At 45.4% G+C, this 24,030-nt stretch carries 21 protein-coding genes; 8 read left to right on the top strand and 13 right to left on the bottom strand.

Features of this window, described 5'->3' with window-relative positions; translation table 11 throughout:
* Positions 1–21: 21 nt before the first annotated feature.
* On the top strand, positions 22–1,029 hold the full coding sequence (locus ACSFXN_RS00105) for an LLM class flavin-dependent oxidoreductase (RefSeq protein ID WP_437148167.1): 1,008 nt from the start codon (positions 22–24) through the stop codon (positions 1,027–1,029).
* A 92-nt stretch (positions 1,030–1,121) separates the two neighbouring features.
* On the opposite strand, the gene ACSFXN_RS00100 is transcribed toward ACSFXN_RS00105, so the two are convergent.
* The 6 genes from ACSFXN_RS00100 to ACSFXN_RS00075 all read right to left on the bottom strand — a co-directional run bounded on the left by ACSFXN_RS00100 (position 1,122) and on the right by ACSFXN_RS00075 (position 6,019).
* A complete protein-coding gene (locus tag ACSFXN_RS00100; protein ID WP_437148166.1) occupies positions 1,122–1,295 on the bottom strand; it encodes a hypothetical protein in 174 nt (57 codons plus the stop codon).
* A gap of 167 nt (positions 1,296–1,462) precedes the next feature.
* Entirely contained in the window at positions 1,463–2,350 is an 888-nt protein-coding gene (locus ACSFXN_RS00095) for a hypothetical protein (RefSeq protein WP_437148165.1), read from the bottom strand.
* Positions 2,351–2,549: 199 nt separating this feature from the next.
* Entirely contained in the window at positions 2,550–3,272 is a 723-nt protein-coding gene (locus tag ACSFXN_RS00090; RefSeq protein WP_300989882.1) for an amino acid ABC transporter ATP-binding protein, read from the bottom strand.
* Positions 3,265–3,924 (bottom strand): amino acid ABC transporter permease, encoded by a 660-nt coding sequence (locus ACSFXN_RS00085; RefSeq protein WP_437148164.1) that lies wholly within the window; start codon positions 3,922–3,924, stop codon positions 3,265–3,267. Before ACSFXN_RS00085 ends, ACSFXN_RS00090 begins: the two co-directional genes overlap by 8 nt.
* 184 nt (positions 3,925–4,108) lie before the next feature.
* The gene (locus ACSFXN_RS00080; RefSeq protein WP_437148163.1) at positions 4,109–4,891 is read right to left on the bottom strand and encodes an ABC transporter substrate-binding protein; all 783 of its coding nucleotides are present in this window, start codon (positions 4,889–4,891) and stop codon (positions 4,109–4,111) included.
* Between the two features lie 468 nt (positions 4,892–5,359).
* A complete protein-coding gene (locus ACSFXN_RS00075) occupies positions 5,360–6,019 on the bottom strand; it encodes an HAD family hydrolase (protein ID WP_437148162.1) in 660 nt (219 codons plus the stop codon).
* A gap of 158 nt (positions 6,020–6,177) precedes the next feature.
* On the opposite strand from ACSFXN_RS00075, the gene ACSFXN_RS00070 reads away from it, so the two are divergent.
* Positions 6,178–6,468 (top strand): hypothetical protein, encoded by a 291-nt coding sequence (locus ACSFXN_RS00070; protein ID WP_437148161.1) that lies wholly within the window; start codon positions 6,178–6,180, stop codon positions 6,466–6,468.
* Between the two features lie 59 nt (positions 6,469–6,527).
* On the opposite strand, the gene ACSFXN_RS00065 is transcribed toward ACSFXN_RS00070, so the two are convergent.
* The 5 genes from ACSFXN_RS00065 to aceA form a co-directional block, all read right to left on the bottom strand.
* A complete protein-coding gene (locus tag ACSFXN_RS00065) occupies positions 6,528–8,597 on the bottom strand; it encodes a thioredoxin domain-containing protein (RefSeq protein WP_437148160.1) in 2,070 nt (689 codons plus the stop codon).
* 67 nt (positions 8,598–8,664) lie between these two features.
* Positions 8,665–11,352 (bottom strand): phosphoenolpyruvate synthase, encoded by a 2,688-nt coding sequence (locus ACSFXN_RS00060; RefSeq protein ID WP_437148159.1) that lies wholly within the window; start codon positions 11,350–11,352, stop codon positions 8,665–8,667.
* A gap of 271 nt (positions 11,353–11,623) precedes the next feature.
* Complete coding sequence (locus tag ACSFXN_RS00055) at positions 11,624–11,752, bottom strand: protein YhfH (RefSeq protein WP_437148158.1); 129 nt, start codon at positions 11,750–11,752, stop codon at positions 11,624–11,626.
* Between the two features lie 19 nt (positions 11,753–11,771).
* Positions 11,772–13,316 carry a malate synthase A gene (aceB, locus tag ACSFXN_RS00050; RefSeq protein WP_437149136.1) on the bottom strand — a complete coding sequence of 515 codons (1,545 nt, stop codon included), beginning with the start codon at positions 13,314–13,316 and terminating at the stop codon, positions 11,772–11,774.
* 61 nt (positions 13,317–13,377) lie between these two features.
* On the bottom strand, positions 13,378–14,667 hold the full coding sequence (gene aceA, locus ACSFXN_RS00045; protein ID WP_437148157.1) for an isocitrate lyase: 1,290 nt from the start codon (positions 14,665–14,667) through the stop codon (positions 13,378–13,380).
* 173 nt (positions 14,668–14,840) lie between these two features.
* Here aceA and ACSFXN_RS00040 point away from each other — a divergent pair, with 173 nt between their 5' ends.
* Together ACSFXN_RS00040 and ACSFXN_RS00035 are read left to right on the top strand one after the other, a co-directional pair.
* Positions 14,841–15,491 carry a LytTR family DNA-binding domain-containing protein gene (locus ACSFXN_RS00040; RefSeq protein ID WP_437148156.1) on the top strand — a complete coding sequence of 217 codons (651 nt, stop codon included), beginning with the start codon at positions 14,841–14,843 and terminating at the stop codon, positions 15,489–15,491.
* A 78-nt stretch (positions 15,492–15,569) separates the two neighbouring features.
* The gene (locus ACSFXN_RS00035) at positions 15,570–16,064 is read left to right on the top strand and encodes a hypothetical protein (protein ID WP_437148155.1); all 495 of its coding nucleotides are present in this window, start codon (positions 15,570–15,572) and stop codon (positions 16,062–16,064) included.
* A gap of 65 nt (positions 16,065–16,129) precedes the next feature.
* Here the strand turns inward: ACSFXN_RS00035 and ACSFXN_RS00030 are convergent, their stop codons facing one another.
* Entirely contained in the window at positions 16,130–17,494 is a 1,365-nt protein-coding gene (locus tag ACSFXN_RS00030) for an aspartate kinase (RefSeq protein WP_437148154.1), read from the bottom strand.
* A gap of 121 nt (positions 17,495–17,615) precedes the next feature.
* On the opposite strand from ACSFXN_RS00030, the gene ACSFXN_RS00025 reads away from it, so the two are divergent.
* Genes ACSFXN_RS00025 through thrB form a run of 3 tightly spaced genes read left to right on the top strand, consistent with a single transcriptional unit; the run spans position 17,616 to position 20,868 of the window.
* Positions 17,616–18,908: a homoserine dehydrogenase gene (locus ACSFXN_RS00025; protein WP_300989869.1), complete on the top strand. Its 1,293-nt coding sequence runs from the start codon at positions 17,616–17,618 to the stop codon at positions 18,906–18,908.
* On the top strand, positions 18,905–19,966 hold the full coding sequence (thrC, locus tag ACSFXN_RS00020) for a threonine synthase (protein ID WP_300989868.1): 1,062 nt from the start codon (positions 18,905–18,907) through the stop codon (positions 19,964–19,966). The genes ACSFXN_RS00025 and thrC overlap by 4 nt, the downstream gene beginning before the upstream one ends.
* A complete protein-coding gene (thrB, locus tag ACSFXN_RS00015) occupies positions 19,963–20,868 on the top strand; it encodes a homoserine kinase (protein ID WP_301854862.1) in 906 nt (301 codons plus the stop codon). Before thrC ends, thrB begins: the two co-directional genes overlap by 4 nt.
* 100 nt (positions 20,869–20,968) lie before the next feature.
* Here thrB and ACSFXN_RS00010 read toward each other — a convergent pair whose 3' ends face one another.
* Positions 20,969–22,393, bottom strand: coding sequence for an NAD-dependent succinate-semialdehyde dehydrogenase (locus ACSFXN_RS00010; protein WP_437148153.1), 1,425 nt, complete (start codon positions 22,391–22,393; stop codon positions 20,969–20,971).
* Between the two features lie 332 nt (positions 22,394–22,725).
* Here ACSFXN_RS00010 and ACSFXN_RS00005 point away from each other — a divergent pair, with 332 nt between their 5' ends.
* Positions 22,726–23,922 (top strand): hypothetical protein, encoded by a 1,197-nt coding sequence (locus ACSFXN_RS00005; RefSeq protein WP_437148152.1) that lies wholly within the window; start codon positions 22,726–22,728, stop codon positions 23,920–23,922.
* The last annotated feature ends 108 nt before the right edge of the window (positions 23,923–24,030 follow it).

The following is a 24,030-nucleotide window of genomic DNA, read 5'->3' as shown; positions in this document are numbered from 1 at the left end:
AGGGATAAGGAGTGAAGATGAATGCACATAAAGAAATTTAAAGATATACCTTTATCTGTTTTGGATTTAGCGCCGATTAACGAAGGCAGCAACGCCTCCGAATCATTCCGCAACAGTGTTGAGCTCGCGCAGCATGCTGAGGAATGGGGATTTAACCGTTACTGGCTGGCAGAACATCATAATATGCCGGGCATCGGCAGTTCAGCTACTTCTGTGTTAATCGGCCATATCGCCGGAGCAACTAAAAAAATACGCGTCGGTTCAGGCGGCATCATGCTGCCAAACCATGCACCGCTTGTGATTGCAGAACAGTTCGGTACACTTGAGGCGATGTATCCGGATCGTATTGATTTAGGGCTTGGACGGGCACCGGGAAGTGATCAGGCTACTGCCTATGCCCTTCGCCGTACGCTGCAGAGCAGCGGCGATGATTTTCCACAGCAAGTGGCAGAGCTGGAAAACTACTTTTCCGATAAACCGGTAGGGCGGGTCCGTTCATATCCGGGAACCGGGCTGCATGTACCCATCTGGCTTCTCGGATCAAGCGGCTTTAGTGCACAGCTGGCGGCCATTAAAGGATTGCCATTTTCATTTGCCAGCCATTTTGCCCCTGATTTCACGATTCAGGCGCTGCAATTATACCATCAGAATTTCAAGCCTTCGGCAGTATTGAAAGAGCCCTATGCCATGGTCGGCGTCAATGTTATCGCGGCGGATACACAAGAACGGGCAGAATGGTTGGCAACTTCCAGCCAACAGCAAATGTTCAATCTGATGAGAGGCATGCCTACTGCTTTCACGCCGCCAATCGACCATCTGGAGGAAGTGTGGACGGACCGGGAAATTGCTATCTTTAAAGAAAAAATGGCGACAGAGTCAATGATTGTCGGAACACCGGATGTCGTGCAGGAAAAACTTCAGAGCTTTGCCAATAAAACCCGTGCCAATGAAATCATCGTCAATTCACAGATATTCCATCAAAAAGACCGTCTGCGTTCTTATGAAATTGTTGCCGAGTTGATGGAATGAAAGTTCAACCTCTTAAAGCTTTCATATGCTTTGAGGGGTTTTTTTACAAAATAAATCCGACTCCATTTTCAAGGAAGCGGAAATAGAGAAGCCTAATGAAGGTTTTGTGCTTTCTTTTCTTCACTTTTTATTTCTTCGACTGCGTCATCTTCTTCCACAAATGAAAAATCAGGTGCTCCTTCACCAACCATGTTCAAAGATGCAAAATAATCTTCGTCAAACTGCCGGCGCTCCACTTCTTGGGGGTCCACACGTCTGCGGTCCATGCTGATTACCTCCTTAGTTTATGTTGCGAATACAGGTGGAAAGAAGGATATATCTATACATCTATATTATACAGACTATTCAGTTAAAGGTGAAGCGAATATACTCCTGGCCTAGAGAATCTTGAAGATAGGAAAAAACCCGCTAAAGAATGGCTTTAGCGGGTTTTTTATTGCTCCTGGGCAGCTTTTGAATTCAATACCATTGATTCGAAAAATAAAGAAGGAGCTGTTTTGTTCCATTCAGCTGAAACCGGATCTTTTGTTCGTTCTTCATCCCGGCTATAGGCCAGTTGAGTCCGGAGATCTTCTGTCTGTTCGACTTTAACCAAGGGCCCAGCAGGGGTGAGCCAATTGAGCTGCTGGAGCCTGTTGTTCAAAGCAAAATCAATCCACTTGTCTTCCGTGGCTGCTGTTTCAAAAAATGGAGCTTCTGAAATCATAAACCAGGTCTCTGTCTGATAGTTTGGGGGGAGCCAAAAGTTCTTTCTTAAGGAACCTTCTTCCATCGTCAAATCAGGAATTTCATGGCGCAATTCCTGAACTTCCGTTCCATTGCCAAGTGTTAATCCTCTGGAGACATATAAATTCCCTTGAAGTATTTCCCCAGCATCCATTTTAATTGTGCCATAAGGATTCACCGTAGGATCTATGCCATAAAGGGGATCTTCCTGATGATTCACAGGTTCCGGATTCCACGTTTTAACTTCAGCTTCTGCAAGGCCGTTCGTGTTCAGCGATACCGCGAAAGGCATCCAACTTGTATTGTCCAATTGCTCAAAAACGATTTTTACGCCATTATCAAGTGTTCTTTCAACAAGTGTGTAAGTTCCAATCGGCAATCCCAATAAAGTCAGGTTATGGGAACGGGTCACATCTTTGCCTTGTTCAGTTACCGAAGGCTCAGACAAAGTGAAAAAAGTCGGTTTTTCTACTGTTAATGTGATGTTTCCTTGTGAATAAACTTCCGTTTCGTTTTTCAAATACATCATGCCTGTAAATAAAACAAGCCCCATGAAAAATACTACGGCTACTAAAAGAATGATCTTTCTAAACAATTGTTCCACCTCGACTATTTCATAGTGCTTTAATTATATCACGCAGATATAAAAGAAAAGGGGGCTATATATGAGCATCAAATGAACGATGAAGGGGGATTGCACGTAAACGTGCCTAAATCGCTCGCAAAAGCCGATAGTTGATTGCAAAATAGAGCAAGTCGCTCGTAAATAAAAAAAGCGCCTCCAGGGCGCTTTTTTATAACACTTTTTCTAAAAAGTCTCTTGCACGTTCGGTTCGGGGACTGTTGAAAAATTCCACTGGCTGGCCTTCTTCCACCAGGACACCATGGTCAAGGAAAATCACACGGTCAGCGACTTCACGGGCAAAGCCCATTTCGTGGGTCACAACCGCCATGGTCATGCCGGATTTAGCCAAATCTTTCATAACATCGAGAACTTCTTTCACCATTTCCGGGTCCAAAGCAGAAGTCGGTTCGTCAAACAACATCAAATCCGGTTCCATCGCCAAGGCACGTGCAATGGCAACACGCTGTTTCTGGCCGCCGGACAAACTGCTCGGATAAGCTTTTTCTTTCTCCGACAAACCAACGCGTTTCAATAAAACACGTGCTTTTTCCTGTGCCACGTCTTTTTTTTCGCCTTTGACTTTCATTGGGGCGTAAGTCAGGTTTTCAAGCACAGTCAAATGCGGAAACAAGTGAAAATGCTGGAACACCATGCCGATATGCTGGCGGATTTTTTGGACATCCTTTTTAGGTCCCGTTAAATCTTGTCCGCTGACAATAATGGTACCGGAAGTTGGAATCTCAAGCATATTCAAGCAACGCAGAAAAGTTGACTTGCCTGAACCTGAAGGGCCGATGATGGAAACCACTTCGCCTTTTTTTATCTCTGTGGTTATGTCTTTCAATACTTCGTTATTGCCGAATTTTTTATACAAATGTTCCACTTTAATCACTTTGCTTCAGCCTCCGTTCAAACATTCTGCCGATGACCGTCAAGCCCATGACCAGGCACCAGTAAATCACTCCGACGAACAATAGCGGTTCAAAGTTGCGGAACAAATCGGAACCGACGACTTGTGCGCGGCGCATTAAATCGAGATAACCGATTGTCGAAACAATCGCAGATTCTTTCGTCAGCGTGATAAATTCATTCATCAAAGCAGGGAGAATATTTTTCAGCGCCTGCGGCAGGATGATGTCTGTCATCATCGCCCGGTAAGGAACGCCAAGAGCTTGGGCAGCTTCCATTTGTCCTTTGTCAACTGCCTGGATTCCAGCCCGTATAATCTCCGAAATATAAGCAGAGGAGTTTAAGCCAAATGCCAGGATTGCCGAAAGAAAAGGCGAGATGTCATAGCCGGTCAGCTGCGGAATGGAATAATAAATGATCATCAATTGCAAAATCAGCGGAGTACCGCGGAATACCGAAGTATACGCATCGGCAAACCAGCGCAAGGCCCTAACCGAGCCAATCTTAAATAATGCCAGAACCGTTCCGAGAATAGAACCAAGGATAATGGCGAAAAATACAAATTTTAACGTAACCCATATCCCTTCCAGCATGAAAGGGATATAGGGAACAATCTGCGAGAAGTCCAAATTCATCGTTTACAACCCATTTCTATAAAAAAGATTTATGCCGCTAAGATTAATGTGGAAGAATAAATATTGAGTGGAGAACGAGGTCCCCACTCAATGAAGTTTTGCTTTATTATATAAACTTTAATGGTCAGTGGATAAATTAGTGCTCAAGCGGGATAGTTCTTCCTTGCTTGAGTGTGGTTTTTCTTTATTCTTCTATTTTCCATTTCTTTTTCAATTCAGCGAGTTCACCGCTTGCTTCCATTTCTTCAATGACGGCATTGACATCATCAACTAGCTCACTGCCTTTAGGGAAGGCAACAGCCATTCCGGGCGAAGAAGTTGTCGGATCGTCAAATGAGTCAAGGTCTTGTGCTTCGATATAACCTTTTGCTACTTGTTTGTCCATGTAGGCAGCGTCGATGCGGTTAGACAGAATTTCCTGGATCAATGCGCCGGAGTCGTCTAACGCTTTTATTTCAAAGTTGATGCCTTCTTCTTTCACAATAGCATTCGCGCCTTCTTCTTGGATTGTTCCAAGTTGAACGCCGACTGTTTTGCCTTCCAAGTCTTCAAGTGACTTAAGCTCAGATCCTTTAGCAGTTAAAAACATTTCGCCAGAATGGTTGTATTCAGTAGAAAAATCGACGTTCTTTCTGCGCTCTTCTGTTGCAGACATTCCCGCGATGACCATATCAACACGGTCATTTTGCAAAGCTCCAATCAATCCATCAAATTTCATGTCGGTGATCTTCAGTTCATAACCAAGCTCTTTCGCAATGTGGTTGGCCAGGTCAATGTCAAAGCCCACGATTTCCCCTTCTGGATTCCGTGATTCAAATGGAGGGAATTCAGCAGAAGTTCCCATATCCAATTTTTTCGCTTCTTCTGAGCCGCCTGAATTTCCGGATTCCGGTGATTCGCTTCCACACGCGCTTAGCAGCAAAGCCGCTGAAGCAAAAAATGCAAACATGGTCTGTTTCTTTATCATTTATAGTTCCCCCTAATATCTTATGGATAATTATTCAACTAAATGAATTTTAACAAATAAAAAGTGCTTTGAAAAGGATTTTTATTAGTATTAATGAATAACGTTGAATTTTAATTTTTCTGTATATTATTATATGATAATTAAGGCTAAGAGTCACTAAAAAGTTTAAGGGTTTCGACAGAGCGGATAGGAGCATAGGTTTTTCACTGAAAAATGGCATTAAGAACAAAATAATATGAAAATCCCATAAGGTCTCAATGGAAGAAGCGGCTAATGTAAACAATCAAGTGGTGTATAATGACATTGATATTTCATGGGTTCCGCCAAGTTTAACTTGGATTTTTTGAATGCAGTAATGATTCATGGGAATTGATGTTGAAAACAAAAAAGCGAATCGCAGCTGCGATTCGCTTTTTATTAATTTCTAAGCACGGTACTCGTTGGAACAATATAACTGCCGGCGCTTCCCTAGATGATTTCCCAGTGCCGCTCTTCAGCAACTGCCCTTAAACTTGGTTCTGGCTGTACAGCTACCGGATGTCCGACCAGTTCAAGAACAGGCAAATCCGATAGGCTATCTCCGTAAGCGAAGCTATTCGGCCAGTCCACATCATGCCCAGACAAGGCTTCTTTGATTTTCTCTGTTTTGAGAGGTCCTTGGATATGGGAAATCTTTGATTGGTGATCGAGGATGTTATTGGCATACGGAATTTCAGTGCCGATGATGGTTTGAATCGGAAGCTTTTCCGTTACTGCATGGAGAAGAGGAGTGAACGCTCCTGATACGAGCATGACATAGTCGTCATCATGCACATGCTGCTTCAAGCGCTCAACGACAGCCGGGTTAAAATCGCCATGCATTTTGTCGGCAATTTCTCCGAAATAAGATTCCAGCTCCGGTTTTGTAAAACTTTCAAGCGCTGATAAATAAGCTTGAACAGACTGTTCACGCATTCTTTTCACGGACACGAGCTTTAATTTTGAACCGATATAAGGCGGCATGATGGCCCGATAAAATTGGCGGTACCGTTTGCTGTGTACAGGGTGCTTTTTTAAATGGTCCATCATCAATTGAAAAGTTTCTTTTGAATATAAAGTTCCGTCAAAATCGAAAATGGCAACGCGCATTGGAATCACTCCGGTTATAGGATTTTCTGTTAGCTACATCATAACGGAAATGTTGGCCGGCTTCTACAGTTTTAAGTAGAAGGGAGGGGGGACCTTAGGTTTATGCGGCTTCAGGAGCAGGGTATAGAAGAGGAAATGAGATACTGGGAGGTTTTTGGATGACAGCACAGCGAATTATGGTCGGCTACGTTGAACTGACTGAAGAAGAGTCAGAAGAACTTTTTGAAGAAGTGAAAAAAGATAAAGAGGTGCAAAGCTACGACGCCCTTCAGGCTTTGATGGAAGACTTTGATTCACGGATTATTGAACCAGAGACAAAGCCGTTGAAAGAAATTTTAGACGAAGAAGCTCCGTCAGAAGAAGCGAATACGGGAACCCGCTATATAGAAATTTTCAATAAGCTGGAAGAAGACTCCAGTTACCGCATCAAATCTTCTAAACAAGATTAAAAATTTGACTGATCATGCAAAAGCCGGCTGTAATATTTACAGCCGGCTTTTTTATGAGTTTATCGCAAACGGCTTTGTGCGTCTTCAACGTCGAATAGAGGCATTTTACATACAGAATTTTCGCAGATATAAATGGCAATCGGCTGCTCGTTATGGACTTTTCCTTCTGCCAGGGCTGACATTTCTGCATCCGCTATGAGCCACATATCAAATGGACGATAGGTGGTAAGGAGAAATTCCATCATATTTTCTTTATCGGCTTCAGAAGCTCCGCTAATCACAATTTCTTTACCGCCAGCTCCGAAAGCCATGCGAACCATCAATAAACTGAGAACGGCTGTCGGATATTTGACAGCTTCATCGGCAAACGACATCATTGCCCGCTCGGCTTTATCCAGCAATTGACTATCTGCGTCCAGTTTTGCCAAGCGCCATAATTGAAGAATGGCGACGCCGTTTCCGGAAGGCATGGCGCTGTCAAGAACGGATTTGTCCCGGACGATAAGAGTTTCCGTATCTTTGTCGGTGAAGAAGAATCCATGATGCTCAGAATCCTCAAACCGGTGAAAGATTTCATTCGCCAATCCCCGTGATTTATTGAGATAAAGCGGTTTTCCGGTCGCCAGGAATAATTCGAGACGGCCTGACAGGAGGTGGGCGTAGTCATCCAGATAGCCTAGATGCCGCGCTTCGCCGTCCCGGAAACGGGCGAACAGCCCTTCGTTTTTCCATAACTCCCGATCTATGAAGGAAACGGCTTTTTCCGCCATTTCAATAAACCGCGGTTCTGAAAAAGCAGCGCCGGCTTTGGCAAGTGCTGCGATAGTCATACCGTTCCAAGCGGTAAGGATTTTGTCATCCAGATGCGGGTACGGCCTCTTTTCACGTTCAGCAAGCAATTCACGCCGGCAGGATTCCATTTGATCCTCTAATTGTTCTGGGCTGTATCCGTATTTTTCTGCAATCGCGGTTTTATTCGTACCGATCAAGTTCGGGATATTGCGTCCTTCAAAATTTCCTTCAAGTGTAATGTTGTAAACATCCGCGTATATTTCAGCGCGGGCGGTCCCGAGGATTTCTGAAATTTCAGCGGCTGTCCAAATATAGTACGTTCCTTCCGCGCCTTCTGAGTCTGCATCAATCGCTGAATAAAAACCGCCGTCCGGATGGGTCATTTCACGTTCAATAAATTCAATGGTATCGTAAATAATTTTCTTGAACCGGGGCTCCGGTTTGATAAGGTAAGCTTCGGTATACGCTGACAATAGTTGCGCCTGGTCATACAGCATTTTCTCGAAATGGGGGACAAGCCATTGCTGGTCGGTCGAATAACGGGCAAAGCCGGAGCCGAGATGGTCATATATTCCGCCGTCTGCAATGCCGTTCAAGGTTTTTTCCACCATGTCGTAGGCCCGCTGTTCACCTGTTGTGTGGAAATAACGCAATAGAAACAGCAATTGGCTTGGAGTCGGGAATTTAGGTGCTTTGCCAAAGCCTCCGAAAATCGGGTCAAACTCATTTCTAAGAATCGCATAGGCATGTTCAAGAACTGAATTCGGGATTTCTTCTTGAGATGAACCAGCGGCAGGCTGCAGCGCTTCCGTCAATTTGCCTGAGATATCCTGAATCTTAGAAGGATTGTCCCGGTAAATCGCGTATAATTGCGGCAGCACGTCCATCATGCCCGGACGGCCATACTTTCCTGTTTTCGGGAAATATGTGCCCGCGTAAAACGGCTTCTGCTCGGGAGTCAAAAAGACATTGAGCGGCCAGCCGCCTTCTCCGTTCAGCAACTGGCAAATGTTCATGTAAATTGAATCGATGTCCGGCCGTTCTTCACGGTCCACTTTGATCGAGATGAAATGTTCGTTGAGAAGGGAGGCGACTTCTGGATCCTCAAACGATTCCCGTTCCATCACATGACACCAATGGCAAGTTGAATAACCAATTGATAGGAATACCGGCTTGTTTTCCCGGGCGGCTCGTTCAAAAGCGGTATTGCCCCACGGATACCAGTTCACTGGATTTTTTTCGTGCTGAAGGAGATAAGGAGATTTTTCCTCCGACAGCCAATTCTTTTCTTCACTTGGGCGGGCATCAACAAGAGGATTTTTTTCAGCTTCAGCCATGCAGAATCATTCCACCTTCCACAAAGATTCTTAAGGTGCTGTTTGCAATAAATGCAAAATTCATCGATTACGGGCTAACGGTTAATTTTTCTTTTCTGCTGAGTATTTGCACGTACCCATTCGTACCATCAACTTTGATGACGTCGCCATCTTTTATCAGCTCCGTTGCCATATCCACTCCGACAACAGCCGGAATCCCATATTCACGGGCGACGACAGACCCATGCGTCATCATGCCGCCCACTTCAGTCACTAGCCCGACCGCTGACGTGAACAAAGGGGTCCATCCAGGATCGGTATAAGGGGCAATCAGGATTTCCCCGGGATTCAGCTGTGCATCTTCTGCCCGTAGAACCACCCGTGCAACACCGGTTACTGAACCGGAAGAAACGGGCGTTCCAATGAGTGCATCTTTTGGCCCTTTTGCTGCGCGCGGCTTTCCTTCAATCATTTCCCCATCGCTCGTCATAACTCGCGGAGTTTTTAATTTGTAATTTAAGTCATGCTGTTTTTTACGCGATTCAATCACTTCCGGCAGATTCTTCGATGATTGTCCTTCCAGCAATCCAATCAGTTCTTCTGATGAAAGGAAAAAAATATCTTGAGTCTGGAAAAGCTTGCCTTTATGAACCAGGAATTCAGCTTCTTCCAGAATAGCAAGTTTGTATAAATACATCAGCTTCACGAGTGCGAATTTATGGTGTTCCCGCATCCCCATCAAGTTTCGGTAAAGTTTAACCAGTTTGGCAACATAACGTTGGTCGATACCGCTAAACTGGCGAATGATTTCCTGGCCGGCTGCTTCTGCATCTTTTTTGCCTTGTTCGAATCTTTTGCGGTGCTCACCATATGCCATGGTCTGCAGGTTGCTGATGATTGAAGAGATGAGTTGTGCCGGATCTTCCTGCCATCGCGGTTTTGCCATGTCAATTTCTCCAATACAACGCGCGCCATACTTCATGAGAAAACGGTCCAGCTTCTGTTTGAACTCCATGCCGCCCGGGATATCGCCAAGACCAGCGTAAAAACTTTCATGGTCCACAGTTTGCAAATAATGAATCAGTTCCGGTTTCTCCCGTATGAAATCAGCAAGGTCGCCCAATTGCAGCCCCATTTCCGTTGTTACATTGCCGGAAAGGGATTTATACAGCCTGCCAAGCAGCAAAGCGCTTTGCTCTTTGCCAAGCCGTTGGTCCAGCTTTTTCTTAAGCGCTTCAGAAGCTAGCATGCCCGTAATGAAATAAGGGATAATTTTGGACAGCACTTGCGGAAACATATTGCCCATCCCTTGCTCAATCATGCGAATGCGTTCAGGTCCTGTAACTTTTTGCAATTTCAATTCGGTTGCCTTGACGTATCTATTGATAAAATTGGTAGCTTTGCTGTTTGCTTTTGCAGGGTCTTTAAACCAATAATTGGCGGCTACTTTGAAAGCGACAGGAACGGCCATCGGGGCAATTCTCCGCAGTCTCAGCAAAACAGTCTTTTTAGGCACGTTTACTCGCTGGAACTCCGAACGGCTGATCGCTTCTGAAAGAGCGGATGCTAGAAGCTCATCCATTCCGCTCATTAATTTCAGCAGCCGGTGCCGGACCGGAGGCAGTGTCAATGCTCCGGTAAAGTCGGCAAATGCACGGCCGCCTGCTTCCCGCAACACACGGTTTTCGGGAGCGACTGTGTTTTTATTGATAAAATTGGTGACATTGCTCAAAAGGGAGAAGGACAACGGCTGCATGGGATCGGTCATCATTTGGATATAACCAAAATTGATAAAGACATGAAACTGCTCATCGTTGACAAAAGGGAGGGGGTATAGGGAAGTGATGGGACGGCTCTGCAAAATTTTGAATTCACCGCCCACGAGGCCCCATTCAATGTCTTGTTCAGAACCGTAATGATTTTCAATCTGTTGGCCGATTTCAGCCAATTGCAAAATTTTATGATTCGGCAGCGCCTGTATTTCCTGGAAAGCCGGAGAAAGAGCTTTGTTTATAGTACCGCCTTTTGGGAGAGCATAAATAGCCAGTTCTTTTTTGGCGATTTGCTTATAAAAAATTTGGTTATGGCGGACTTGATACAGATCAGCCGACACGAGACCGGATACCAGCGCTTCACCTAAACCGAAGCTGGCATCGATTGAAATTGTGTGACGGTGACCGGTTATCGGATCAGCAGTAAACATGATTCCCGATACCTCAGGAAACACCATTTCCTGGACGACAACGGAAAGGTAAACGGAACGATGGCCAAACCCATTTTTTGCCCGGTAAGAAATGGCCCGGTCAGTAAAGAGAGAAGCCCAGCAATTTTGGACGGCCGAGAGAAGCGCTTCTGCCCCGATAACATTCAAAAAAGTATCCTGCTGCCCTGCGAAAGAAGCGTTCGGCAAGTCTTCCGCTGTGGCACTTGAGCGCACTGCATATGACTGCTTCTCCCCAGCGGATTTCCAAGCACTCAAAATCTCCCTTTTGATGTCTTCAGGCATCGGCAGGGATACCAGATGTTCTCTGATTTGACTGGCTACAAGGCGGATTTGATCAAATTCTTCCGGAGAAAGCTTGTCCAAAAGGGCGAACAGTTCTTCCATTTTTGTGCTGGATTGAATCAGTTTTCGGTAAGCGGAAGTTGTTACACAAAACCCTGTAGGGACAGGGAATCCTGCTCCTGCCAGTTCGCCCAGATTTGCGCCTTTTCCGCCCACAAGCGGCAAATGGTTTCGATTGATTTCAGTGAAATTCAATACGTACTTTTCCATTGTTCCACCTCCGGCATTGCTATGTTGCCTTTATTATAGTCGTTGTATGTCTAGGGTTAAAGGGATATTTGAAAAGAAGTAGTAGGGGTTAAATAAAAGGGGATTTCCAGTTATTTGGATATACTTTCTTTCCGAGGGAAAATGCTTTCTCTCCGAGAGCAAATACTGTCCGTCCACAACAAAATACTGTCCAAACCAAATATCCCTGTCCACTTCTCCACAAAAAAGAGGCCAAGCAGCATGGATGCTTGGCCTCTTTCTGATAAAACCCTTATTCCTCTTTTTGTCCGATGCAGCGTTCGCATTCATAGATGATGGACTCGCGCCGTTCTTTGATTTCACATCCACATTCCCGGCATTCTTTCTTTGTGCGTGCCTCAAAAGTATTCATCGTTTTCATAGCGATCTCCTCCAGTATTTTAGTTTAGTTTTTCATACCCAGGCAAGGTCAAAAATTCGGCAAAATCACTTTGCAGCGTGAGGTCTGTAAACAGCTCGCGGGCTTCCGCGTAACGTCCGGAAAGGTATACCGCATCTCCGACAGATTCCTTGATCTTATCGGCTTCTTCTTCAAGAATTTCATGGAACAGGGAAACGGTGATGTCCCGCCCGTCTTCGAGCATTCCTTTTGGATGACGGATCCACTGCCACACTTGCGAACGGGAGATTTCCGCTGTTGCCGCGTCTTCCATCAAGTTGTTGATTGGAGCGGCTCCGCTGCCGGACAGCCAGGAAGCGATGTACTGGATACCGACGGAAACATTGGAGCGGAGTCCTTCTTCGGTAATGCTGCCGGTCGGCACTTCCACTAAATCTTTCGTCGTTACACTAACATCTTCGCGTTTTCGATGAATCTGGTTCGGTGTAGGCATGAGTTCATTAAATTGTTCCATGGCCACTGCCACCATACCGGGATGGGCTACCCAGGTGCCGTCGTGTCCGTCTGTCGCTTCCCGCCGTTTGTCTTCGGCTACTTTTCGGAATGCCGCAAGGTTTGCTTCCGGATTGCCTTTAATCGGAATTTGAGCTGCCATGCCGCCGAGGGCGGGTGCATTCCGCTTGTGGCAGGTCTGGATGCACAATTGTGTATATGCCCGCATAAATGGAACGGTCATTGTGACTTGCGAACGTTCAGGGAATAAGTATTCCGGCCGGTTGCGCATCCGTTTGATGACACTGAAGATATAATCCCAGCGGCCACAGTTCAGTCCAGCGGAATGATTGCGCAATTCATAAAGAATTTCATCCATTTCAAATGCAGCGAGAATCGTCTCAATCAATACTGTAGCCCGGATGGTGCCTTGTGGGATTCCGAGCTCATTTTGGGCAAAAACGAAAACATCATTCCAGAGCCGGGCTTCCAAATGGCTCTCCAGTTTCGGCAAATAAAAGTAAGGACCCGTACCGCGGTCAATCAATTCCTGGGCATTATGGAAAATATAAAGTCCGAAATCAACTAAGCTGCCGGAAGCAGGCTTGCTGTCAATCTCAATATTTTTCTCCAACAAATGCCAGCCACGAGGGCGGACCATCAGTACTGCTGTTTGTTCATTCAGCGTGTATTTTTTGCCGGTGCCGGGCGTTTCAAACGAAATCTCTCGCCTGATGGCATCACGCAAATTTACTTGTCCATCAATAACGTTGAACCAGCTGGGCGCTGTCGCGTCTTCCAAGTCCGCCATGAACATCTTTGCGCCGGAATTCAGTGCATTGATCAGCATTTTACGGTTGGTCGGCCCAGTGATTTCCACCCGCCGGTCTTGCATATCTTCCGGCAGGGGAGCAATCGTCCAGTCGCTTTCACGAATATGTTTAGTTTCCGGCAGGAAGTCCAGAGGCTTGCCGCCATCGATTTCTTGTTGACGCACTTGGCGCTGTTCGAGCAAGGCAATCCGTTGCTTGTCAAAATTCACGTGCAGCTTTTCAATAAACGCCAGCGCTTCCGGCGTGAGAATGGATTCCATTTCGGGTGTTACTTTATTCTTAATCAAGACATTCGACTTTGTAATCAATCAGATCATCCTTTCATTTCACCGGGTGGAATTGAGCCGTTTCCGTTGAGCCTTTCATCGCAGTGGTTGAACTTGTACCGCCTGAGATGATTTGCGATACTTCGTCGAAGTAGCCAGTGCCGACTTCCCGCTGATGGCGCGTTGCTGTATAGCCTTTCGACTCGCTTTCAAATTCAGCTTGCTGCAATTTCGAATATGCAGCCATGCCATTGTCTTTGTAATCATGAGCCAGTTCAAACATGCTGTGGTTCAACGCATGGAATCCAGCCAGCGTAACGAATTGGAATTTATATCCCATCTTACCAAGTTCAACTTGATATTTCGCAATGGTTTCCTCATCCAATTTTGCTTTCCAGTTGAAAGATGGAGAGCAGTTGTAAGCCAAAAGTTTGCCTGGAAACTTCTCGTGGATGGCATCTGCAAACTGTTTCGCTTCTTCCAAATTCGGATGGGACGTTTCACACCATACCAAATCAGCATAAGGCGCATACGCCAATCCTCGGGCAATCGCTTGTTCAATGCCAGCGTTGGTGCGGTAGAACCCTTCAGGTGTCCGTTCGCCGGTGATGAAAAGATGGTCGACCGGGTCGATGTCGCTCGTGATCAAATCGGCTGCATCTGCATCAGTGCGGGCAATCAAGACAGTCGGAACGCCTAATACATCGGATGCCAGCCTCGCTGAGATTAAATTCCGAACCGCGTTCTGGGTCGGCTGCAATACTTTTCCGCCTAAATGGCCGCATTTTTTCTCGGAAGCTAATTGGTCTTCAAAGTGAACGCCGGCAGCACCAGCTTCAATCATCGATTTCATCAATTCAAAAACATTCAGCGGTCCGCCGAACCCTGCTTCTGCATCAGCGACAATTGGTGCGAACCAGTCGAAGCCTTCATTGCCTTCCACATTGTCGATCTGGTCTGCACGCTGCAAGGCCTGATTGATCTTTTTCACGACATTCGGCACCGAGTCGACTGGATATAAGCTTTGATCTGGGTACATCTGTCCGGCAGAGTTGGCATCGGCTGCTACTTGCCAGCCGCTCAAGTAAATGGCCTCGAGTCCTGCTTTTACTTGCTGGATTGCCTGGTTGCCAGTCAATGCGCCTAAGGCATTCACAAAATCCTTTTCATGGATGGAGCGGAATAGACGCTCAGCTCCTCTTTTCGCAAGCGTATATTCAATTTGGATAGAACCGCGAAGTTTGACTACATCCTCCGCTGAGTAAGGCCGGACAATTCCGTTCCAACGGCTATCTTCAGCCCAGCTCTTTTTCAATTGTTCGATTTGTTGTTGTTTGGTTACCATCAAATCCATCCCTTCGAATAAAAAAATTTATAAACTGTGTTAATACAGTTTGTGTTGATGTATATTAATATATAACAGTATATTGTGATTGTCCTGAAAGTTGGATGAAATCAGATATGCAGAGATGAAAGCAAAGATTTCGCGAAGAATACAGTTGAAAGGAGAATCGGTGTATGGAGAAAAGTGTTTTAGAACAAATGGGGTTCATTATGGAAGACTGGATTCCGAAAGAGGCGTCGATTGCAATCGCAGTTGGGAGCAGCTATGTTTACTGCAAAGCGGGTGTGCAGGATTCCCGCATCAAAGTGGGCGATGAAGTAGCAGAAGGCAGTGTGGCTGGCCGTACATATAAAGAAGAGAAGCGGCTGGAGATGCTAGTGGAAGACGAAGAATCCGGAATTGCATATTTTGGAGTGGGTTATCCGGTGCATATTTCCGGGCAAGCTGGAGTTTTAGTTGTTATTTTGCCGTCGGATTTCCTCCAGCGCCAAAAACAGCCACTGAAGTTTTTGACTGGAAAGCTTGAAGATACGTGGCGGCCGGTGCCGGTCACCAATGTTTCCCATATCGAAAGCAGCCAAAAGAAAACTTGGTTTTATGCAGAAGAAGAAGCCTATTGTTCAATCCACACATTGAAATCCCTGAAAGACCAATTACCGGATACGTTTTTGCCCATCCATCGTTCTTATATCGTCAATATTCCTTTTATCCAGGAAATCTCCCGGGACTTTTCTTCAAATTTAGTTTTAACGTTAAAAGATGGCGCAGTCTTGCCGGTCAGCCAGAATTACACCGCTTTGGTCCGGGAGCGGCTCGGCTTTTAATGCGGAAAATTTATATAAAACGATTACTTTTCAGATGCACGGGTAAAGTTTACTATCTGAAAAAGGAGCTGATGGTTTATGGGGAACGAACAGTTTTATCATTTTGAAGACGACAAAGCCATTCCGAATAATCCGAGATTGCCTTTGATCATTTACCCAGGGGCCTTTAAAGAAAATCCGGAAACAATCGAAGCGGCTTTCAACAAAAATGGCTGGACCAACAGCTGGGTTGACGGCATTTTTGATTACCACCATTACCATAGCAGTACACATGAAGTACTGGGAGTGCGTTCAGGATCTGCAACGATTCAGTTCGGCGGGGACCAGGGACAGGCGCTGCAGGTTTCAGTTGGGGATGTAGCGGTTTTGCCAGCCGGAACTGGGCACAAACTGCTGGATAGCACAGATGATTTTCAGGTGGTCGGCGCATATCCAGGCGGCGCGGAACCCGACAAGAAATTAGGCAAGCCAGAGGAACGCCCGGAAGTGCTGGAAGCAATCTTGGATGCCCCATTGCCGGAGAAAGACCCGGTTTATGGCAACGATGGACCGCTGCTTACTAACTGGACTTGAAAATAAAAAAATCCCCTGGCCACCCGCTGGCCAGGGGATTTAACATTTAATAATATAAGGACATATTAGACAACCAAAGAAGGAACAAAGAATTCATTGTATAACTCCTTTAAAATTTTGGTTTCATCTTCTTTCAAGACCCCGAAGACGAGGCTGACTTCGGATGAACCCTGATTGATCATTTCAATATTGGCGCCGGTTCTGGCAATGGCATCAGTTGCGCGTGCAGCAAGTCCAGTGGTATATTTCATCCCTTCGCCGACTAAAACGACCATCGAGAAGTTGCTGATGAAATGCACATCGTCTACGTGCAGCTCATTATTGACGCGTTCCACAATGCGGCTTTCTTTTTCAGGCGTTAACTGATGGCTGCGGATGATGACTGATAGATTATCAATGCCTGAAGGAATATGTTCATAGGAAATATCTTCGTCTTCCAGAATCTGCAACAGTTTGCGCCCAAAACCGATTTCCCGGTTCATCAAATATTTGCTGACATACAGCGTAGAGAATCCGCTGTCCGCCGAAATTCCGGTCACCGGAAGGCGTGAATAATCCCGTTCTGCTACAATCATCGTACCCGGAGACTGAGGATTATTCGTATTTCTGATGCAAACAGGAACAGATTCTTTGAACGCAGGCATTAAAGCTTCGTCATGCAATACAGCGAAACCGGCATAAGAAAGTTCACGCATTTCACGGTAAGTCATTGTTTGGATTTCCACAGGGTTTTCCACAATTCTCGGATTGGCTGCAAACACGCAGTCAACGTCTGTAAAATTCTCATACAATTCCGCTTTCACGGCAGCCGCTAAAATAGAACCAGTAATATCGGATCCGCCGCGGTCGAAAGTCCGCAGCGTGCCATCGTGTGTATAACCAAAAAATCCTGGGAACACACTGATGACTTGTTGATTGGCCAAAGTGGATAAATTATTGTATGATTCTGGCAACGCCTGAACGCGTTTTGGAAGTTCAGTGACGACCAGCCCTGCTTGTTTTGGATTGATATATTCTGCAGTCAATCCAATAGATGAAAAATAAGCTGCGATTAGTTTCGCGGAATTGTCTTCACCGCTGGCTTTTACTTGATCAAAGAATAAAGAAGGATCTTCTTTGCTGAATGCGAGCCTGTAAGAAAGATCGGCTGCAATGATGGAAACAATTTCACTGTCGAGCCCCAATTCTTCCGCAATCGACGCGTATCGGCCAACTACCTGGCTCAATGCTGAAGCAGTATCTTGTCCTGATAACGCAGTTGTTGCTAATTGGATAAGAAGATCCGTGACTTTTACATCGCCCTCGAAACGTTTGCCGGGGGCTGATACCACAATGATTTTCCGTGCGGAATCCGCTTTGACAATGTTCGCCACTTTCTGGATTTGTTCCGCGCTTGCTACAGATGTTCCGCCGAATTTACATACTTTCATCTTTATCAAGTCCAATCTTTAGAGAATTGAGGGTTGTTTTCCATTTAATATAATACTATAATGTCCTTATGGTAAAAACAACTGTATTTTTACAGTGTACACAGCGTAGGAGGAATCGTCAATGAAAAATGAAATTTCGATCGGATTATTAGGGCTTGGAACAGTGGGCACTGGGGTTGCAAAAATTTTGCAGCAGCATCAACAGGATTTGCATCATAAATTAGGCGTTCAAGTAACCATTAAAAAAGTACTGGTCAGGAACAATAACAAAGAACGTTTGTCAATTCTTGATCCAAGCGTTTTTACAACCGATATAGACGAAATATTGAATGATTCTTCCCTGGATATCATTGTGGAAGTAATGGGTGGAATGGACGGAGCGAAACGGGCGATTGAAGAAGCGTTAAAAGCCGGCAAGCAAGTTGTAACCGCCAATAAGGATGTCATGGCTGAACATGGCCACGATCTTTTGAAACTGGCAGATGCGCAGAAATGCGATTTGTTTTATGAAGCGAGTGTAGCTGGAGGCATTCCAATCATCCGCACTTTGGAGGATGGATTAGCATCAGACAGGATTTCAAGTTTGATGGGAATCGTCAACGGCACAACAAACTTCATCTTAACGAAAATGAAAAAAGAAAATATGAGTTATGAAACAGCTTTGGCAGAAGCGACAAGATTGGGATATGCAGAAGCAGACCCTTCAGCAGACGTGGATGGATTAGATGCTGCACGGAAAATGGTCATTTTATCATCATTGGCATTTTCGACAGAAGTCCATATTGAAGATGTGCTGGTCAGAGGAATGCGGGAAATACAAGAGGGCGACTTGGAAATGGCGAATGATTTCGGTTATACCATGAAGATGGTCGGTTCTTCTAAAAAAGACGAAGAAGGCATCGAAGTTGCGGTAGAACCTATTTTCCTGGCAAACTCACATCCGCTGGCTTCAGTCAATAATGAGTTTAACGCAGTATACATATATGGAGATGCAGTTGGAGAAACAATGCTGTATGGTCCAGGAGCCGGCTCATTGCCAACGGCTACTTCCGTTGTATCAGATATTATCGCTGCATGCCGGAACCTGTTGCTTGAAGTTAACGGCAAGCGAATTCACGCTGCCCAGCACGAACGAGTGATGAAACCGGAAAGCAGCCGCTATGCAAAGTATTTCCATCGCCTGCTGGTAAAAGATGAAGTGGGAGTACTGTCGAAACTAACTGCTGTTTACAGCAAACACGGTGCCAGCCTTCAATCTGTCATGCAGCATCCTGCAGCAGAAGAAGGGCAGGCCGAACTTGTATTTTTGACACATCAGATTTCACGCCAGCAACATCTGGATGTATTAAACGACTTAGCAGGAACGGCGAGCGTCATCAGCCATTACCGCATCGAAGGGGAGGAAACAGCATGAGATGGCCAGGATTGATCGAACAGTATAAGGAATGGTTGCCGGTAAGTGAAGCTACACCTGCATTAACGCTGCAGGAAGGAAACACACCGCTAGTCCATTTAGAGAAGTTATCAGAGCAATGGGGAATTGAACTTTATGCAAAATTGGAAGGGGCTAACCCGACCGGTTCCTTCAAAGACCGCGGAATGGTCATGGCCGTTGCAAAAGCAAAAGAAGAAGGAAAGACTGTACTAGTCTGTGCTTCTACCGGCAATACGTCTGCATCTGCTGCCGCATACGGCGCAAGAGCGGGTATGCGTACAATCGTCGTCATTCCGGAAGGGCGCATCGCACTTGGGAAATTGGCACAAGCAAAAATGTATGGAGCAGAAATCCTTGAGATCAAAGGAAATTTTGATGAAGCACTCCGCATGGTACGGGAAGTGGGGCAAGAAGCAGGAATTGCACTTGTCAACTCAGTTAATCCGTATCGTTTGGAAGGGCAGAAAACAATTGCATTTGAAGTGATCGACCAGCTGGACCGTGTGCCGGATATCTTCGCGTTGCCGGTTGGCAATGCCGGGAATATTTCTGCGTCTTGGAAAGGTTTTAGTGAATATGCTGAAAAAACCGGGGCAAAACGTCCGGAACTTTTAGGTGTCCAGGCAGCTGGAGCAGCGCCAATCGTTAATAATGAGATTGTTGAAAACCCGGAAACGGTTGCAACAGCAATCCGGATTGGCAATCCAGCCAGCTGGAACTTAGCATTAAATGCATTAGATGAATCAAATGGAACAATCTTAGCAGCTACAGATGAAGAAATTCTGGAAGCCTATCAATTGCTGGCTTCAACTGAAGGAGTTTTCGCAGAACCGGCATCTTGCGCTTCAATCGCAGGCATCAAAAAACAAGTGGAAAGCGGCATGCTGAAGAAAGGATCGACTGTTGTAGCGGTATTGACCGGCAATGGGTTAAAAGATCCGGAAACCGCCATTTCAGTAAATGAGCATAAAGCACAATTAGTGCCAGCAGATATGGAGCAGTTCTGGGAGGATTTGAAGAAAGGAGTCAAGGCATGAAATGGAACGACTTTACGGTAACTGTGCCGGCTTCGACAGCTAACTTAGGCCCTGGATTTGATTCGATCGGACTTGCTCTGGATCTTCACTTATCCATTCATGTCTCCCCTGCAAATGAGTGGTCGGTTCAATACAATAATGAAAGCTATCGGCATTTATCGCCTTCTTCAGATAATTTAATCGTTGTGGCGGCTCAGAAAGTTGCGGGTAAATATGGCCGGGATTTACCACCTGCCAGACTTCAAGTGGAAACCGATATTCCGCTTAGCCGCGGTCTTGGCAGCAGTGCTTCCGCGATTGCAGGCGGCATTGAAATCGCTGATCGCCTTCTTGATTTGAATATGCCAATGAAAGAAAAAGTGGAAATCGGCACAGAGATGGAAGGGCATGCGGACAATATTTCTGCAGCACTTTTAGGCGGCTTGACGATATCTTATGCAGATGCCGAAGAGCTGTCAATTGTTCATGTTCCAGAGGTCGAAATCGGTGTCTTGATCCTAGTTCCCCCTACAGAATTTCTGACTTCAGAATCCAGAGGATTATTGCCGGAAGAACTGCCGCATCCTGTCGCCGTCCGCAGCAGCATGGCTGCGAATGTACTAGCCGCAGCATTGGCAAAAGGGGATTGGGAAACAGCAGGGCGCATGATGGAGAAAGATGAATTTCATGAACCGTACCGAAAAAGCAGGTTCCCTGACTTTGATGCCATTCGGCTAGCTTGCCGGAAATCTGGTGCTTATGGTTCTGCCATCAGCGGAGCAGGTCCATCTTTATTTGTCGCAGCAGAAAAAGGCAAAGAACGAGACATCAGCCAAAAGCTGAAAAAGCTCTTTCCGCATTATGAATGCCTGATTACCAAACCGTCAAATGCGGGTATAAAATCAGTTGAAACAGTTTTATAACATATGAAAAACGGTCCGAAACACTCGGACCGTTTTTGTTTATTTATTTCGCTATAACAACCATTGAGAAGTTTTCATCATCCGCTGTTTGAAGACATCTTTATAATTTAATGGAAATATACTTCGTTTCCAGGAAAGCTTCCAATCCTTCTTGTCCGCCTTCGCGGCCAATTCCACTTTCTTTCATGCCCCCAAAAGGCGCTTGTGCTGTGGAGGGAGCCCCGTCATTCCAACCCACAATGCCATATTCAAGGTTTTCAGAAATATAAGTTCCCCGTGATAAGCTATCTGTAAAGAAATAGGCCGCTAAGCCGAATCGAGTGTCATTCGCAAGGCGTACCGCTTCTTCATCAGTATCAAAAGCCATAATTGGAGCAACCGGACCGAATGTTTCTTCGTTCATGACGAGCATATCCGGAGTTGCGTTGATCAATACGGTCGGGTTATAGAAGTATGCTCCGTTTTCCGCTTTTCCGTCTCCCCCGACTAAAACTTTTGCGCCTTTTTCCACAGCATCTTGTACATGCCGAGCCGATTTTTCATAGCCGTCCTGGTCAACAAGAGGGCCAATTTGAACGCCTTCATCCATGCCGTTGCCGACTTTCAATTTAGCTGTTGCTTCTTGCAGACGCTGTGAAAATTCTTCAACAATTGTCCGGTGAACATAAATTCGGTTGCCGCATACACAGGTTTGCCCCGCATTGCGGAACTTCGAAGCCATAACGCCTTCAATTGCCAAATCCATATTGGCGTCTTCACAGACAATAATTGGAGCATGGCCGCCAAGTTCAAGCGATAAATTCAACATAGAGTCAGCGCTTTGCTTCATCAATTCTTTGCCGATTTCAGTGGATCCAGTGAAAGTCAGTTTCCGGACTGCTGGGTGGCTGGTGAAGACACGTCCGATTTTGCTGGCGCTTCCGGTCACCAAATTAATAACCCCTTTTGGGAATCCGGCTTCTTCTGCCAGCTCATACATACGCACTGCAGTCAGTGGCGTCAATTTTGCCGGTTTCGCTACAAATGTACATCCGGCTGCGAGAGCTGGAGCCATTTTTCTGGCCATCATAGCAGCTGGGAAATTCCATGGTGTGATGGAAACGACAACACCAACCGGCTGCTTTAATATTTGGATCCGTTTGCCTTCTTTTGTTGCGGGGATGAGCCGGCCATTTGAACGCTTTGCTTCTTCAGCGAACCAGGAAATAAAGGAAGCGGAGTATTCAATTTCTCCGACGGCTTCAGCTAACGGCTTGCCCATTTCTTTCGTCATGATTTCTGCCACTTCCAGCTTATGCTCCAGTAAAAGATCATGCCATTTCATCAAGAGAGAGGCACGTTCATAGACGGTCGTTTTTGACCATGTAACAAAAGCCGCAGAAGCCGCATCAACTGCAGCCTTAGCTTCTGCTTCACCGCCGTTTGGTACGGTACCGAATTTCTCCCCAGTTGCCGGGTTCATTACATCGATGACTCCATCGCCCGATGTTGTCCATTCACCATTAATATAGTTTTTGCCTTCCATTCATCTTTTCCTCCTTTTATAGCTCATATTGTCCTATCCTATCCCGTTACCTCTAATAAAGAAAACGTAAACCTTTCCCGGTTCTCCATTGAGAAAAATCAAACATTGCCACAGTTTCGATGTGGTGGCATTAATGGATGAAGTCTTGAAAAGAGAATTGCCCACACCTTCAAATTAATGGCTATAATCCAGTTAATTGTAATTTCTAAATTGTCGTGGAATTCTATTTATAATAGCTTGAATTTATGCTAACATTGCAACAATACTTTATTAAAATAAAGGGAAAAGGCGCAATTAGTGCAGTGGATTGAAAGTAAAAGGAGGAAGTAGAAATGGCGCAAATGCTGGCATTGACAATTTTGGTTTTCATTCTATTTATTGGCGAAGTTGTATCAATTCGTACAAAAGCTTGGATTCCTTCTATTTTTATTAGTGGAGTATTATTTTTACTCGGATATTGGACTTTTTTTCCACCGGATATTGTGGCGCTTGCCGGTATTCCACCAGCGGTAGTAACGATGCTCATTTTCCTGCTAATCACCAACATGGGGACATTATTATCCCTGCAAGAACTGAAAGCTCAGTGGAAAACAATTTTAATCGCTTTAGCAGGAATTTTAGGGATTTGTGCTGCTCTTTTTAGTATCGGCATGCTGCTGTTTGATTTTCAAACAATAATCGTAGCTATTCCACCATTAGTAGGGGGAGTCGTTTCCGCTTTAATCATGTCTGAAGGTGCACAAGCGGCCGGATTGCCGACTTTGGCGGTTTTTGCGATTGTCATTTATGTTATGCAAGGTTTCGCCGGCTATCCTTTAACTTCGATTATGCTAAAACGTGAAGGCAGATCTCTTTTGCAAAAATACAGAAACAATGAATTGACGGAAAGAGTTTTGGTGACTGAACAAAAAGGAACACCGACTCAGGAAGTAAAAGAACCAAGAATGTTCGCAAACATGCCGGATAAATACAATACCGACTTTTTTAAATTTTTCCGGTTGGCTTTAGTCGGTTATCTGGCTTACCTTGTTTCTGATTTATCAGCGCCTTATGTCGAAATCAGCCCATACGTCCTTTGCCTGTTCTTTGGGGTAGTTGCACGAAGCATCGGTTTCCTGGAGCGCCATCCGCTGCAAAAAGCAAACGGCTTTGGATTTGCTATCATGGGTCTATTGCTTTTCGTTTTCGATGGCTTGAAAAATGCCACTCCAAGCATGATGCTGGAAATTATTTATCCGCTTGTGGCTTGTATTGCTTTAGGGGTTGCAGGGATGTACATTTTTTCTTTCATTGTCGGCAAGTTATTGAAAGTCAGCAAAGAAATGGCATTTGCTGTATCACTCACTGCGCTATATGGTTTCCCAGCAGATTACATTATTACCGTTGAAGTGATCAATTCCTTAACTAAAGACGAAAAAGAACGCGATGTATTGACAAGCCATATGCTGCCACCCATGCTGGTGGCTGGATTTATCACCGTAACAATTGTTTCGGTAATACTAGCAGGTATTTTCGTCGGATTTTTATAAAGTGAAACTTCCTTCAATGGAGTGTTTATTCCATTGAAGGTTAGTTGAACCAATCGGACTTTTACGGACCGTGGCATCCGCTCGGAGAAGCGGGAGCCATACTGCCCG

Origin of the sequence: Planococcus sp. 1R117A, from assembly GCF_051417975.1 — a bacterium.
Taxonomy (GTDB): domain Bacteria; phylum Bacillota; class Bacilli; order Bacillales_A; family Planococcaceae; genus Planococcus; species Planococcus shenhongbingii.
Note: the sequence above shows the minus strand (reverse complement) of the source record. Positions and strands in the feature narration are given on the sequence as shown.

Coding starts and splice junctions, on each gene's coding strand:
- ACSFXN_RS00075 (WP_437148162.1), bottom strand. CDS start 6,019: ATGCGCGTTGCCATTTTCGATTTTGACGGAACTTTATATTCAAAAGAA.
- ACSFXN_RS00080 (WP_437148163.1), bottom strand. CDS start 4,891: ATGATAAAGAAACAGACCATGTTTGCATTTTTTGCTTCAGCGGCTTTG.
- thrC (WP_300989868.1), top strand. CDS start 18,905: ATGAGATGGCCAGGATTGATCGAACAGTATAAGGAATGGTTGCCGGTA.
- thrB (WP_301854862.1), top strand. CDS start 19,963: ATGAAATGGAACGACTTTACGGTAACTGTGCCGGCTTCGACAGCTAAC.
- ACSFXN_RS00055 (WP_437148158.1), bottom strand. CDS start 11,752: ATGAAAACGATGAATACTTTTGAGGCACGCACAAAGAAAGAATGCCGG.
- aceB (WP_437149136.1), bottom strand. CDS start 13,316: ATGGAATCCATTCTCACGCCGGAAGCGCTGGCGTTTATTGAAAAGCTG.
- ACSFXN_RS00010 (WP_437148153.1), bottom strand. CDS start 22,393: ATGGAAGGCAAAAACTATATTAATGGTGAATGGACAACATCGGGCGAT.
- ACSFXN_RS00035 (WP_437148155.1), top strand. CDS start 15,570: ATGGGGAACGAACAGTTTTATCATTTTGAAGACGACAAAGCCATTCCG.
- ACSFXN_RS00060 (WP_437148159.1), bottom strand. CDS start 11,352: ATGGAAAAGTACGTATTGAATTTCACTGAAATCAATCGAAACCATTTG.
- aceA (WP_437148157.1), bottom strand. CDS start 14,667: ATGGTAACCAAACAACAACAAATCGAACAATTGAAAAAGAGCTGGGCT.
- ACSFXN_RS00065 (WP_437148160.1), bottom strand. CDS start 8,597: ATGGCTGAAGCTGAAAAAAATCCTCTTGTTGATGCCCGCCCAAGTGAA.
- ACSFXN_RS00025 (WP_300989869.1), top strand. CDS start 17,616: ATGAAAAATGAAATTTCGATCGGATTATTAGGGCTTGGAACAGTGGGC.
- ACSFXN_RS00040 (WP_437148156.1), top strand. CDS start 14,841: ATGGAGAAAAGTGTTTTAGAACAAATGGGGTTCATTATGGAAGACTGG.
- ACSFXN_RS00105 (WP_437148167.1), top strand. CDS start 22: ATGCACATAAAGAAATTTAAAGATATACCTTTATCTGTTTTGGATTTA.
- ACSFXN_RS00005 (WP_437148152.1), top strand. CDS start 22,726: ATGGCGCAAATGCTGGCATTGACAATTTTGGTTTTCATTCTATTTATT.
- ACSFXN_RS00100 (WP_437148166.1), bottom strand. CDS start 1,295: ATGGACCGCAGACGTGTGGACCCCCAAGAAGTGGAGCGCCGGCAGTTT.
- ACSFXN_RS00085 (WP_437148164.1), bottom strand. CDS start 3,924: ATGAATTTGGACTTCTCGCAGATTGTTCCCTATATCCCTTTCATGCTG.
- ACSFXN_RS00030 (WP_437148154.1), bottom strand. CDS start 17,494: ATGAAAGTATGTAAATTCGGCGGAACATCTGTAGCAAGCGCGGAACAA.
- ACSFXN_RS00070 (WP_437148161.1), top strand. CDS start 6,178: ATGACAGCACAGCGAATTATGGTCGGCTACGTTGAACTGACTGAAGAA.